Below are 13,367 nucleotides of genomic sequence, written 5' to 3'. Positions count from 1 at the left end.
GGGCTCCTTACAATGCCAGCACGATAGGCAGCACCATCGGCCTACGTCCGATATGTTTCTTACACCAGCGACGCAGGAAGATTCGCACCTCTTCTTTAGCGGCATCCATATCTGCAAGCCACTCTTTATCCATTGATTCAAGAAACTGGCGCAGCGCCTTGCCAGCTGCAGCCAGAACCTCGTCGCTGACATCCTCATGCAGCACACCGCGGGCAACCAGTTCCGGTTCGCCCAGCAGTTTTCCTTCGTGTTTGCTGAGCAGCACGAAGGCAGAGATCATGCCATCATCCGCCAAAACCCGTCTGTCCCGCAGCACAATTCCGTCAATCTCGTCACGGGCATCACCATCGACAAAGACAGCACCAGCATGGAAATCAGGACCCTGCTTTACCCCTTCCTCATCGACAATGACGCTCTGGCCATTCTCGGCAATCACCGTATGGTCAAAGGCAACGCCGGTCGATACTGCCAGGTCGCGGTGTTCAATCAGGTTTCGGTATTCGCCGTGCACAGGGTAAAAATAACTGGGTCTGGTTAACTGTATCATCATCTTCAACTCATGCGCCTGTGCATGGCCGGAAACGTGCAGGGAGGCCTGACCTGAGTGCAGGATCCGGGCACCGCAGCGGTAGATATGATTGTAGAGGCCGGCGATAATGCGTTCGTTACCTGGAATATTGCTTGATGAAAAGATGACCAGGTCACCATGGCCAAGCTTGAGCCCTGTAAACCTGTTCTGCGCTAGGCGGGCCAGTGCCGCCCTCGATTCACCCTGCGAGCCTGTCGCAATAATCAGGAGCTTATCATCAGGGATATTTGAAGACTGTTTGATGTCAATCAGGGTGCCAGCCGGAATAGTCAGGCGCTTAAGCGTACTGGTGATATCCATATGCCGTTCCAGGCTGCGCCCAGCAACGGCCACCCTGCGGCCATTGGCCACAGCCGCATCAACAATCTGCTGGATACGGAACATGTTGGAGGCAAATGTTGTGACTATCACCTTGCCACTGCACTGGGAAACGGCCTGCTTCAGTGCGGGCCCCACAACACGCTCGGATGGGCCGCTACCGGAGCGCGTCGCATTGGTAGAGTCAGATGCCAGAAGCAACACACCCTTATCACCCAGCTGAGAGAATCGATGGATGGCAGTGGTACGACCATCGATCGGTGCCGGGTCAATCTTGAAATCGCCGGTATGGACAATAATGCCGAGTGAGGTGTGAATCGCGATGGAGACCGCATCCATAATCGAGTGAGTTACCGGTACACCCTCAACCTTGAATGGTCCGACCTTCACCATCCTCCCGTCATCCGGAAGCTTGCGAAGATCACCTTTGTAGCCGCGCTCGGAGAGCTTTGCCTTGATCAGTGCCAGCGTCACCTCTGTAGCATAAACAGGCAGGCCAAGGCGCGGCAACAGGTGCGGAAGGCCGCCAATATGATCCTCATGGCCATGGGTGATAAGCAGAGCGTGGATATTCAACCCAAGTTCATGCAGGGATGATATATCCGGCACCACGACATCAACACCATGCTGACCTGCATCAGGAAAACCCATGCCGCAATCGACAATCACGGCATCATCATCGATGGCATATACCATCATGTTTTTGCCAAACTCACCGACTCCACCAAACGGGAAACATCGCAGCACAGGTTTACTCATTTAAACTCCTTATATTGACCGAGGGACAAACGTAACAGGCAACGGCCAAACTGCCGTGCCCTTGATCACAAGCGCCTTTATCGGGACTGCCTGTTTCAGGCTGCACCCCTGCTTCCCGGTTTAACCGGTGGCAGCAGACCTTCGCTGCACATCGGACAGTCATCTGCAGCATAGGTTTCAACACTCAGGCTGATCGCTGTTGCAAAAGGCACATCAAAGCGACCCTCGGCATCCGGCGCACGGTCTACGACGGCCAGCACCTTCACCGGCTCACCACCATGTTCGCGCACAACAGCCATGCATTCGCGCACCGAACCACCAGTGGTAATCACATCTTCAACAACCAGCAGCTTTGCACCCTCCGGAATCGAGAATCCACGGCGCATCTGCATTTCACCCTCTTTGCGCTCGGTGAAGATAAACGGCTTGCGCAGCAGGCGTGCAACCTCCTGGCCAATCACCAAACCGCCAATCGCAGGCGCAACCACCATATCGATCTCATCCGCATCCACCTTGGTGATCAGTTCACCAGCCAGAGCTGTAGCATTATCGATATTCATCAGCACCAGTGCCGACTGCAGGTAGCGGGCAGAGTGCCTGCCACTTGAGAGGATAAAGTGCCCATTTAACAGTGCACCCGCATCTTCATACATTGCCAGAATCTCGTTCTCGTTCATTTATGTATCCTTATATGTCAGCTCAGTCGCCATAAAAAAGCTACCGCCTGTAAAAATTTGCGCGAGTGTAACAGTTTCCCCGCAAACACAGAACCTTGCACCTGTATTTAAACAGGAAAGTAAAAAATGTTCAAAACCAAGGGTTGTTATTCATCGAGTCGTGACAACAGGATTTACCAATCTTAGTTCTCACCTGAAAAGAGAAAAGCCTGCAATTACTACCGATGAACCTAATGGGCTTCATGAACACGCATTGATTTCTTCCCCTGACCGTAACAGCTGCTTAGTCTTTCCCCATGCCTGTCATATTCAGATGGATTTTTTCCGGCTGCATGAGCCGCGCCCTGGTCACTCTGGCAGCCCTGCTGTCCATATATGTGATTATTGAGAGCTTCGATAAAGCCCGTTATCTCGGCCACGGTCTGGATGGTGGGCTGATGGTCGAATACCTGCTGCTGAAGATTCCATTTATGATCAGTGAGTTTATGCCGATCATCGTACTCATCGGAGCCAGCATTTACCTGATCGAACTCTCCCGCAACCATGAGATGGTTGCCATCAGGGCAGCAGGTCTCGGTATCAACAAACTGCTGATGCCACTGCTTGCAGTCGCCTTTCTTGCCTCAGCACTAAGTTTCCTTATTGGCGAGTGGATCACTCCAGTTACCAACAAACGTCTGGATGTCATTGAAAATGTACACATCCAGCAGAAAAAGAGTGCTAGCCAAGGCGTCCAGTGGCTAAAGGACGGGCAGCGTTTTTTCCGGCTGACGCCATTAAAAGAGAGTAAATTTGCTATTATTATTCTGGAAACTGACAGTCAGGGAGGCTGGCTAAAACGCATCGATGCCGCCAGCGCCAACTATTCAAACCAGCAGTGGCAGATGTCTGACGTCCACATTACCAAGCCCTCTTCCGAACACGGCATGCTTCACGAGAAGCTGGAGAAGATGACCCTTAATTCGGCGATCGGACCGGAAACCGCTGAACTCCCTAAACCCCGCCACATGCACGTCTCCGAGCTCTACCACTACATTTCAGACCTTGAGCATGCCGGACTAACCACCGGCTCTTACACCTATGCTCTGCACAGAAAGTTCGCTGCTCCGCTGGCGTGCCTGCTGATGGTCATTCTTGCAACCGCCCTCTGCCTGCACACCGGCAGCCGTAACAGTAAGATGTCTTGGGGCATCGTTTCTGCTATTTCACTTGGGCTACTGTTTTATGTGATTGGCAATGCAGGAAACCTGCTGGCCGGTAGCGAACGGATTCCTCCGGCCTATGCTGCATGGTTACCCACCCTTGTTTTCGGAGGGTTGGGTATGTTCCTGCTACTTAAACGGGAAGGCCATTAAGCCGACTTGAGCAGCTTGCAAACATCTCCATGCAGATGTGAATTGGAGGCGAGAATATCACCCTTCTCAAGATCGATGGTTGCGCCATTGATATCTGTCGCCATACCACCGGCCTCCTGAACCAGAAGGTAACCCGCTGCAATATCCCAGGGCCTCAGACCCGCCTCCCAGTAAACATCAAGGCGTCCTGCTGCCACATAGGCAAGATCAAGCGCAGCGGAACCACCGCGGCGATACCCGTCCATCGAGCGCATACAGAGATCCATGCGCCTTTGGAACAGATCGATATGCTCCCGCTGATAGGAGGGCATACCTGAAGCAAACAGGGCATGGCTCAACCTCTTTTCACTGTTCACACGCAACCGCCGACGATTTACAAATGCACCGCCACCGTTTTTGGCTTCGAACGTTTCATCGCGAATGGGGTCATGAACCACTGCCAGCAGTGGCTTGCCATCTTTCCATGCAGAAATAGAGACGGCAAAATGCGGATAGCCGTGAATAAAGTTGGTCGTACCATCGAGTGGATCAATATACCACTGTATGGATGCATCGGGATTCACTCGTTTAGCAGACTCTTCAGCAACGATGCCGTGATCGGGATAGTGCTGGGTAATCTCCCTGAGAATCAGTGCCTCCGCACGCTGGTCCACGTCGGTAACATAATCCCGATCGGTTTTCTGATGCACTTTGATGTCATCACGCTCATCAAATGCTCTGGCAATCAAATCCCCTGCCCGTCTGGCGGCCCGCACTGCTACATATAACACTCATCACTCCTGAAACAGCCGATCCCGTTAGAGTCAGCCTGATCGGTTCGCGAACCATATCAAGTATGATTGAAAAAGTACGCCGAAATATTTTCAGCTTTCCCCAGGCACCTTGCAGCAGCATGGAATTAAACTACACTCGTTAGTCAGGAAGCAGATGAGGCGGCTCCCTGATGCAAGCAACAACTATGGGTGGAGGGCTCGTGCAAAACTTCAAAAGATTCGCAACATGGATTCAGAACGAAGCGTATACGGACAGCAAACCCCTTGCCGAACTGCAGCTTCAGCAGACCAAGTCGCGCATCCTGCTAACCATAGCCAGCCTTACATATATAATCCTTCACGGGGAGTACTTCGAATACTACAAGCTAGAGGCACTCTCTTTCGCCGCTCTCTATTTCATGTTGAATTCGATAGCACTGATAAGGCTTCGCCACCGCCCCTTCACCATCGTTGGCAGCCTGGCCTACCCAATTCTTGATGTGATGATCGTTTCATTCGGTATGCTGATCGATGGCGGTCACTCAAGCGGCGTCTATTTCATGCTCTTACCAATCATTATCGGCAATGGTCTTCGCTTCGGCAACCCCCTGCTTATTTATGCTCAGGTTTCATGCTTGGTCGGCATGCTATGCACAACCGCCTATGGACATTACACGTTGCAACTTGCGATCGATTATACCCTGTTCAGCTGGCAGATATTCACCCTCTTTGCTGTACCTCTGTTCGCCTACCTGATCGTTAAAAAGGTTGAAAAGGCAATCGACGATAAAAACGTGGCCGAACAGAGTTCTTTCCAGCTGATCGACAAGGGACCACTGCCTGTCTTCACCTATGAACTGAACAGCAAGTTTGGCATCCGCCTCCTCTATGCCAATGCAGCCGTTTATAAGCTATTTAATAAAACCCAAAGTGACATTATCGGCCAATCCACAGATCTTCTGGTACTTCCAGAGGATAGTGAAGAGATGCATAAATTCTGTTCTTCAGCTTTCCGCGAACAGGGGCACAAGGAACCCCAGCTACCGCTCTCCACATATATCAGGGGCAGGGACGGATCTGGCCGGATACTCAAACTGATGGTTAAGGCTATCCGCATGCGCTGGCGCGACCGCTGGATCGGTGTCTGTTTTCTCCTCGATATCACCGAGCGAGAAACCCTGCAGGAACAGCTGGAGGTGGTGCACCGGCACGGGTATATGTCCACGCTTGTCGCAGGCATTGTTCACGACTTCAGGAACGTGCTGACCAATATGATAGGCAATGCCGAAGTGCTGCAAATGAACAGTGATGATGAGGCTGAAAAACAGCAGATCGAAACCATTATTGCAGCTGGAGAGCGCGGCTCTGACCTGATTACCCACCTGTTGAAGCTGAGCAGAAGCAACAGGAACCACGACCAATCCCGAGGTTGCACGAAAGGCGAAGAACTTTCTCTGCCGCTGGGGAATATTATCGCCCTTGCCCGTCTGCAGCTTCCGCACAAGGTACGTTTAATCAGCAATATCAGGGAGCCACTGCCCGACGTTGCCATCTCTGTTGTTGAGATCGAACAGATTCTCCTCAACCTGATCAACAACTCGATGCAGGCTATCGTCGACTCAGGTCTTATCGAGGTGGAGGTCAGCGGCCAGGACACAACAGGCAAGGAGGCATTTTGCATTACCGTCACTGATAATGGAGCGGGCATCAGTGACGAGAATATAGCGATGGTATTCAAGCCGTTCTGGACCTCCAGGGCAGACGAGGGAGGCACGGGCCTTGGCCTGACCATGATTCAACGCATCGTCAAGCTGCACCACGGCAGTATTGATGTTTCATCGCCAGCCGGAGAACAAAAAACAACGGTCCGTGTCTGCATTCCGCCATATATATCTGAAGCGATTAAAACCCCTGCTCCGCTTACTGAGATAGAGCCTGGCAGCAGTAGCACTGCCAGCCTATCAGCAGAGATACCTTCACAGCACATTCTTGTTGTCGATGACATGCCTGATATTCTGCAAATTCATCAGGCCATCCTCTCCCGCATAGGCCATACGACAACGCCTGCAGAATCCGCAGATGCCGCACTCACCCTGTTTGAGGATAAACAGCATCAGTTCGACTTGGTCGTTACTGATTATCGCATGCCCGGAAAGGATGGACTGGAGCTGGTCGAGGCGATCAGAAAAACGCATTCGACCATCCCTATTCTGATGGTCACAGCATATGGTGAGGATGAGCAGCTGCAAAGGGTCGGCAACTATGGTGTTACACTCATCAACAAACCCGTCACGTTACTTAAACTCAAAGATGGTATTAGTGAAGCCATCGCCCAGGCATCACTGTTAAGCTCGGACTGAGTTCAGCTGCGACCAATCAGTTCACGGGAGCTGAAGCCGTCATAAACCGCATCAATAAAGTAGAGACCGTGGGCAGGCGCAGTTGCGGCACCTTTGCTGCGATCACACATAGCCAGCAGCTCCCTGAACCCATCGGGGCTCTGCTTCCCCACCCCTACTTCGACAAGGTTTCCCACCAGGTTGCGAACCATGTGATAGAGAAAGGCATCAGCCGCCACTTCGATCTCGATGGCATCACCGGTTTTTCTAATCTCCAGTCTGTTGATCGTTCGGGTTGCATGCGCGGCCTGGCAACCTGATGCACGCAGGGAACTGAAATCATGCGTACCAAGACAGTATGATGCAGCCTCCTGCATCACTTGCACATCCAGTTCTCTGGGCATCCACCAGTGCCGCCAGCGGTGAATAGCGGATAGCGTATTACGATTCCAAATCTGATAACGATAAGCGCGCTCCCTGCAGTCGAAGCGCGCATGGAAATCTGGCTTAACAGCTTTCACGCCAATAACCCTGACCGTATCCGGAAGCTTGCTGTTGAGCCCATGCAGGTACGCCAGATGCGAGCGTTGCCAGCGCGCTGCTGAGACATCCCCATGCACCAGTATCGCCTCTGCATGGACGCCGCTGTCAGTGCGACCCGCAGCAACCGTAACAACCGAATCTCCTTCAATAGCTGCCAGTGCAGCCTGCAGTTCAGCCTGCACAGAGGCCGCATTATCCTGCTTCTGCCAACCGTGAAATGCGCTGCCATCAAACTCCACCGCCATTGCGATGCGCTGTTTCTCCACGTTTAAATCTGCCATGCCATCACTACTCCAAATCCGCCAATAATCGCACACAACAGGTTCACAATCAGGCTTGAACTGACCGGCAACGGGTCATCCAGCAATGGATGAACAGGCCAGCGCAGCCAGATTTGGCGGGAGTGCTCTGCAGCCAGCACCAGCGTGGAACGAAATGCGGAAACAAGAATCAAAGGGAATTCAACCCAACCTTTTCGCAACTGCCACTTCTGCCGTAACAGCTGCAACATACAACCAACACTGCCTCGCAGTGGTGCAATCATCACCACATAAACTGCCAGCTCTCTGTTGATGACCGGCAGGCTTAATATGGCCTTAAACCACTCACGTCGATTCAGACAGAGGAACAGAGCAGTCGCAGCAAAGAACATGGCAGCAAGATGGACGGAAAGGTATATCCCCTGCGTGACGCCCTCCCATGTCAAAGGCAGCGGCAGTCCGGGGAAAACAAATCGCCCAGGCGAAAAACATGCATGTAGAATCAGAATGGGAATCACAAACCAGCGCAACAGGCTTAGCGTTCGAATTACCCTGCTCCAGTCAGCATCTATAAATCGCAGGAACAGGGCTGAGAGCAGCACCAGCAGCACACCATAACCAATGACTGAAACCACTGTTGCCAAACTTAATAGTGCCAGGCCAAGCAGAAACCTTGAAACCGGATGGATCGTGTAGAACAAACCTCTATTCGCTGGCATTGGACGGACCTGCAACAGCTTCAGGCGTTCTTATCCTTCTCCTCATCATCGTCATCAGCAAAGTCGATCAGCAGATCATCCAGTTCCTGAGTCGCACTAAGACTATTTTCATCCTCACGACTCACCTCTGCCTCTCCGTTGCCCTCTTCCAAGCCACTTTCGGCGGACAATTTACCAAGCAGTTCATCAAACTCCTGAGTGGCATCATGACCTCCGGCGACTTCCTCTACTGTCGACCCTTCTGAAAGAGAGGCATCCGCGAACACGCTCTCATCATCGAACTCCAGCAGATCGCCATTCTCTTCGTTTCCGGCAAATTCACTCATCAGAGAGCCAAGATGCTGCGTGGACCCGAATATATCTTCATCCGTAGGTACTTGCCCCGGTGAGTCAAGGTCACTGTCTCCTTCAAACGAGGATACAGCTTCTTTTTCAACCTCGAACAGAAAATCATCTTCATCATCGAATTCACCAAGGAGGTTATCAAGATGCTGAGTTGCAGTAAGTTCCGTTTCCAAATCCAGCGCATCTTGATCTGAAGGGGCCACAGGTTCTTCCACGAGAAGCTCTTCCGGTGCTGCCTCAGTCTCCTCGCTGAAAGCATTGAAGAGGTTGTCCAGCTCCTGCGTCCCACCGACCTCTGCAAGATCTATCGTGCCATCAGATTCCGGCAACTGCTCGGCGGTATGCTCTGTATCAATCGATTCCCCCTCCAGAGAGATCTCATTTGAGCCTTCGTCTTCAAATTCATCCAGAATTGATTCGATTGTAGCTGCTTCCTCATCGTCCACGTTCAGTATGACAGCTTCATCCTCATCAGCAGCTACAATCTCATCCTCAAACGAGGCGCCGCGCAACCAGTCCACTTCGGAGAGGTCATCCATACTGGAGGCATGCAGGTTCTCTTCTGTAACAGCGTCATCTGTCTCAGAGAGCTCTTCTTCCAATTCATCTATCCCTGAAAGATCATAATCCAGCATGGGCCCTTCTTCTTCTTCTGCTTCTTCTGCTGCTGCAGAAGGCGCCACATCATTATTCTCTTCCAGATCAACTTCAGCCACTTCATCAACAGCAGCACTCTTACCTGTTTCAGAACATTCACTCACTGCAGCATTGAACTTCTCTAGCGCAGCACCGCTGAGCAGAGCCAGAGCAGCAGAATTCGCCATATCAAAGCCTGCGCTATCGCCCTTACCATGCAGCAGCTTAGCCTTACGAATATGGGCTTCTACATTGTCCGGATGGGCAGCCAATGCCATCTCCAGCTGCTGCATAGCCTCTTCTTCCATGCCATAACGGATGTAAACATCAACCTCGGAGAGGTAGTCAATATTCGATTCACTCTCCATTGCAGATGAGTCAAAAGGCACCATCTCCGCAGTATCTGTATCGGAAAGACCCTCAGAGAGGTTGAAAGTTTCAACAGCCTCATCGGTTTTTCCCTCACCGCTCTCCTGCATAGCTACATCCATGACTGGCGCCGCTTCCTGCGCCAGTGCAGCAGGATTTTCCGCGACACCCGGGGCAACCTGTGATTCAGCCGGATGGGCAGGTTCCCTGCGCATCAATAGCACAACAACGATTAACAGAATAATGACCAGCCCGACCAGAACCCAGACGATCCAGTCCATAGCACCTGCCTGTGAAGGCGCTGCCTGTGCTCTCGCACTCTCCAGATCTTTCTGCATGCGGGCTACCAGAAGCTCCAACCTTGCAACCTTGGCATTGGATGCTGCAGCAACCCCCTCATCCACACTCTGGCTCAGCAGTTCGACTCTCTTTTCGCTCTGCTCAAGCTTCTGCTTCAGAATTTCATTGTTCTCCTGAAGCTCTGTCAGCAAGGCACTCTCTTTTCCAGCAGCCGCCTGTTGAACAGCTGCATGATCTACTGCAACAACCGCCTCTTCGGTGAGGGTTCCACTCTCCGCTCCATCCTGGGCACTGACAGTCGCAGCCTCACTTTTAGCCTGGCCCGTTGCAGCATCAACTGCTACTGCAGGTGCAGAGGCAACGCCACCTGCCGTCTTGCCGATATGAACGCGTTTTGAGTAACGGGTACGCTGTGCCTCGGCCTCAGCGGCATACCTTGGCTTCTGCTTCAACGCTTTCCACTGCTGATTATGCTTTTCAAAAACCTTATAGGCCTCGCTGGCAGAGAGGCGTTCGACCTCAGCTGCAGTCGGCACATCAAGATAGCTGCCCTTCAACATCAGGTTAATATTGTCTTTATTGAACTTAGACCTGTTCTTCTCAAAAAGCGCGACCGCCACCTGGGAAAGCGTATATCGTTTGTCGATGCTAAGTCGATTAACGACTGTCGAGAGCATATCGCCACGCACAATCGGCCCGTAACGGCTGGTTCTGGCCCAACCGTCAAAATATTCAACACGGGAGGCAGGCTGATCTTCAGCCGCCACAGCCTGGCCTGTTGATGCAACATCCTGCGGAGATGCTTGTTGAGCTGTTGAGGATTTCGACATCTCTGCTGCATGGATGACAGCTTTTGGTAGCTCGAGGAAGACAGGATACTTCTTGAAGTGAGCCACACGGCCATGACGCACTTTTACAATCAAGTTAAAAAACGGTGATTTGATCTCGCTGGATGAAGTGAGTTCAACACGGGTGCCTCGATCATCGCTGGCCACACTGGCGCGAATACCCTGCAGAACCGAGTCGCGATAAACCTCGAAAATCTTGTAATCGGAGGCTGATGCAATTTCGACATAAACCTTGGAAACCAGTTCATCGGCCTCCAGATTGAGGGGGATTTCTGCATAGAAGATCTCTCCCAGGCGGGAGTTAACCTCGATCCTTTCAAGAGATGCAGCATATGCGCCACCCGCCAGCAGCAGCGCCACAGCCACCCAGACCAGTCGAAAAACATGCCTTGCTCGATTCATTTTGCTCCCTCCATCACCACTGCAGGAGCTTCTCTCCTAAGAGTGAGGAATCAGAATTTCCGCTATCTGCACAGCATTTAGAGCCGCACCTTTACGTACGTTATCGGCAACAACCCACAAATGCAAAGAATTCGCACAGGAATCATCATTGCGAATTCGACCGACCCAAACCGGATCCGTACCAGCTGCCTCACTCGGCATCGGATAATCTTCAGTTGTCGGATCATCGACAACGCAGATCCCCTCTGCATCAGCGAGCAGTCCACGTGCTGTATCAGCATTCATCGGCCCGCTAAATGTAATATTCACCGATTCAGAGTGACCGTAGAATACCGGCACACGAACCGTCGTAGCTGTGACCTTGATCTCACACTCCATGATCTTGCGCGTTTCATCTATCATCTTGCGCTCTTCCTTGGTATATCCGTCTTCCATGAAGACATCGATATGCGGAATCACATTAAAAGCGATACGGGCAGGCAACACCTTTACATCAACACTCTGGCCGTTCATCAGCTGTGCTGACTGCTTGGCCAGCTCATCCATCGCCTTGCCACCTGCACCGCTTACAGCCTGATAGGTGGAAACAACCACACGTTCAATCGGTACGGCATCATGCAGTGGCTTGAGTGCCACCACCATCTGGATGGTCGAGCAATTCGGGTTGGCGATAATTTTGTTCTCGCGCGCCATTTCAAGTGCATGCGGATTCACCTCGGGAACAACGAGGCAGATCTCCTCATCCATGCGCCAGGCGCTGGAGTTGTCGATCACATAACAGCCTGCTGCTGCAAAACGTGGTGCATGCTCTTTGGAGGTGGATCCCCCTGCAGAGAAAAGTGCAATATCAACACCTGTGGGATCAAAGGTTTCAAGGTCCTGCACAACATACTCTTTGCCCTTAAACTCAACAGTTGAGCCGGCACTACGGCTGGATGCCACAGGATAGAGTTCATCAATCGGGAAGTTACGCTCAGCCAGGATCTCCAGCATGGTCTGGCCAACCGCACCGGTTGCCCCGACTACCGCTACGACATAACCCTCTTCTTTTTTCAGCATAAATGGTTCTGCACTCACGCCAGCGCCTCCAGCTCTTTACAAATCGCATCACCCATGCCGGAGCAGGATACAAAATCACCGCCTTCAGCAAGATCGATGGTGCGAATTCCTGCATTGAGTGCATTTTCCACTGCCTGCTCTACCTTTTCAGCCAGGTCGGCACGATCGAGTGAGAAGCGCAGCATCATTGCAGCGGAAAGGATGGTCGCCAGCGGATTCGCCTTGTTCTGGCCTGCAATATCAGGAGCAGAGCCGTGGATCGGCTCATACATGGCATAATCCACACCAATGGAGGCTGACGGCAACATACCGATGGAACCGGTCAGCATGGATGCCTCATCAGAGAGAATATCGCCAAACATATTGGTGGTTACAATCACATCAAACTGCTTGGGGTTGCGAATCAGCTGCATCGCCGCATTATCGACATACATGTGCGAAAGTTCGACATCAGCGTACTCGGCAGCATGAAGCTCAGTCACCACTTCGCGCCAGTATTCGGTGGATTCAAGCACATTGGCCTTATCGATCGAGCAGACCTTGTTGGAGCGCAGACGAGCCGCTTCAAATGCCTTGCGGGCAATACGCTGAATCTCGGAAGTCTTATATTCAAGCGTGTTAAAACCACGTTTCTCACCGTTTGGAAGCTCTTCAATGCCGCGTGGCTGACCGAAGTAGATGCCGGAAACCAGTTCGCGAACCACCAGAATATCAACACCGCTGATAACCTCAGGCTTCAGAGTTGAGGCATTGAGCAACTGATCGTGCACCTTGGCCGGCCGATAGTTGGCAAACAGACCGAGATCTTCGCGGATACGCAATAGACCGGCCTCAGGACGCAGCGGCTTGTCCAGAGGCTCCCATTTCGGGCCACCCACAGCACCAAGCAGAACGGCGTCGCATGCCTTAACCAGCTTCTGCGTTGCTTCCGGATAGGGATCGCCCGCCACATCGTAACCGACGCCGCCGATATCACCCTCTTCCCAGGTCGCATCAAGCGCGAAATCACGATTAAGCACCTCAAGCACTTTCAGCGCCTCATCGACAATCTCTTTTCCGATGCCGTCACCGGGCAACACTGCAATCTTAACAGACAT

The 13,367-nt window shown here is 52.1% G+C and carries 10 protein-coding genes; 2 read left to right on the top strand and 8 right to left on the bottom strand.

Going from position 1 to position 13,367, the window contains the following annotated elements:
- Positions 1-7: 7 nt before the first annotated feature.
- Both Ga0123461_RS05090 and pyrE read right to left on the bottom strand, forming a co-directional pair.
- On the bottom strand, positions 8-1,666 hold the full coding sequence (locus Ga0123461_RS05090) for a ribonuclease J (protein ID WP_100277339.1): 1,659 nt from the start codon (positions 1,664-1,666) through the stop codon (positions 8-10).
- A gap of 95 nt (positions 1,667-1,761) precedes the next feature.
- Positions 1,762-2,343: an orotate phosphoribosyltransferase gene (pyrE, locus tag Ga0123461_RS05085; protein ID WP_100277338.1), complete on the bottom strand. Its 582-nt coding sequence runs from the start codon at positions 2,341-2,343 to the stop codon at positions 1,762-1,764.
- Between the two features lie 296 nt (positions 2,344-2,639).
- On the opposite strand from pyrE, the gene lptG reads away from it, so the two are divergent.
- Positions 2,640-3,698 carry an LPS export ABC transporter permease LptG gene (lptG, locus tag Ga0123461_RS05080; protein WP_100277337.1) on the top strand — a complete coding sequence of 353 codons (1,059 nt, stop codon included), beginning with the start codon at positions 2,640-2,642 and terminating at the stop codon, positions 3,696-3,698.
- Here lptG and Ga0123461_RS05075 read toward each other — a convergent pair.
- Positions 3,695-4,468: an inositol monophosphatase family protein gene (locus Ga0123461_RS05075; RefSeq protein WP_100277336.1), complete on the bottom strand. Its 774-nt coding sequence runs from the start codon at positions 4,466-4,468 to the stop codon at positions 3,695-3,697. The genes lptG and Ga0123461_RS05075 overlap by 4 nt on opposite strands.
- Before the next feature lie 173 nt (positions 4,469-4,641).
- Here Ga0123461_RS05075 and Ga0123461_RS05070 point away from each other — a divergent pair, with 173 nt between their 5' ends.
- Positions 4,642-6,810: a hybrid sensor histidine kinase/response regulator gene (locus Ga0123461_RS05070; RefSeq protein ID WP_232710375.1), complete on the top strand. Its 2,169-nt coding sequence runs from the start codon at positions 4,642-4,644 to the stop codon at positions 6,808-6,810.
- Between the two features lie 2 nt (positions 6,811-6,812).
- On the opposite strand, the gene truA is transcribed toward Ga0123461_RS05070, so the two are convergent.
- The 5 genes from truA to leuB are packed head-to-tail and all read right to left on the bottom strand — an operon-like array spanning position 6,813 to position 13,367.
- Positions 6,813-7,613: a tRNA pseudouridine(38-40) synthase TruA gene (gene truA, locus Ga0123461_RS05065; RefSeq protein WP_100277334.1), complete on the bottom strand. Its 801-nt coding sequence runs from the start codon at positions 7,611-7,613 to the stop codon at positions 6,813-6,815.
- Positions 7,601-8,311, bottom strand: coding sequence for a hypothetical protein (locus Ga0123461_RS05060; RefSeq protein ID WP_100277333.1), 711 nt, complete (start codon positions 8,309-8,311; stop codon positions 7,601-7,603). Before Ga0123461_RS05060 ends, truA begins: the two co-directional genes overlap by 13 nt.
- 20 nt (positions 8,312-8,331) lie before the next feature.
- Positions 8,332-11,211, bottom strand: a complete 2,880-nt coding sequence (locus Ga0123461_RS05055; RefSeq protein WP_100277332.1) for a type IV pilus assembly protein FimV — start codon at positions 11,209-11,211, stop codon at positions 8,332-8,334.
- Between the two features lie 36 nt (positions 11,212-11,247).
- Positions 11,248-12,270 (bottom strand): aspartate-semialdehyde dehydrogenase, encoded by a 1,023-nt coding sequence (locus Ga0123461_RS05050; protein WP_100278691.1) that lies wholly within the window; start codon positions 12,268-12,270, stop codon positions 11,248-11,250.
- A gap of 14 nt (positions 12,271-12,284) precedes the next feature.
- Positions 12,285-13,367 carry a 3-isopropylmalate dehydrogenase gene (gene leuB / locus Ga0123461_RS05045; RefSeq protein WP_100277331.1) on the bottom strand — a complete coding sequence of 361 codons (1,083 nt, stop codon included), beginning with the start codon at positions 13,365-13,367 and terminating at the stop codon, positions 12,285-12,287.

It is taken from the genome of Mariprofundus aestuarium, from assembly GCF_002795805.1.
In the GTDB taxonomy this organism is placed as follows: domain Bacteria; phylum Pseudomonadota; class Zetaproteobacteria; order Mariprofundales; family Mariprofundaceae; genus Mariprofundus; species Mariprofundus aestuarium.
This window is presented reverse-complemented; position numbering and strand designations above follow the sequence as displayed.

Excerpts from the sequence above, each read along its gene's own strand:
- lptG (WP_100277337.1), top strand. The coding sequence starts at position 2,640 with ATGCCTGTCATATTCAGATGGATTTTTTCCGGCTGCATGAGCCGCGCC.
- leuB (WP_100277331.1), bottom strand. The coding sequence starts at position 13,367 with ATGTCTGTTAAGATTGCAGTGTTGCCCGGTGACGGCATCGGAAAAGAG.
- pyrE (WP_100277338.1), bottom strand. The coding sequence starts at position 2,343 with ATGAACGAGAACGAGATTCTGGCAATGTATGAAGATGCGGGTGCACTG.
- truA (WP_100277334.1), bottom strand. The coding sequence starts at position 7,613 with ATGGCAGATTTAAACGTGGAGAAACAGCGCATCGCAATGGCGGTGGAG.
- Ga0123461_RS05060 (WP_100277333.1), bottom strand. The coding sequence starts at position 8,311 with ATGCCAGCGAATAGAGGTTTGTTCTACACGATCCATCCGGTTTCAAGG.
- Ga0123461_RS05090 (WP_100277339.1), bottom strand. The coding sequence starts at position 1,666 with ATGAGTAAACCTGTGCTGCGATGTTTCCCGTTTGGTGGAGTCGGTGAG.
- Ga0123461_RS05055 (WP_100277332.1), bottom strand. The coding sequence starts at position 11,211 with ATGAATCGAGCAAGGCATGTTTTTCGACTGGTCTGGGTGGCTGTGGCG.
- Ga0123461_RS05050 (WP_100278691.1), bottom strand. The coding sequence starts at position 12,270 with ATGCTGAAAAAAGAAGAGGGTTATGTCGTAGCGGTAGTCGGGGCAACC.
- Ga0123461_RS05070 (WP_232710375.1), top strand. The coding sequence starts at position 4,642 with ATGCAAGCAACAACTATGGGTGGAGGGCTCGTGCAAAACTTCAAAAGA.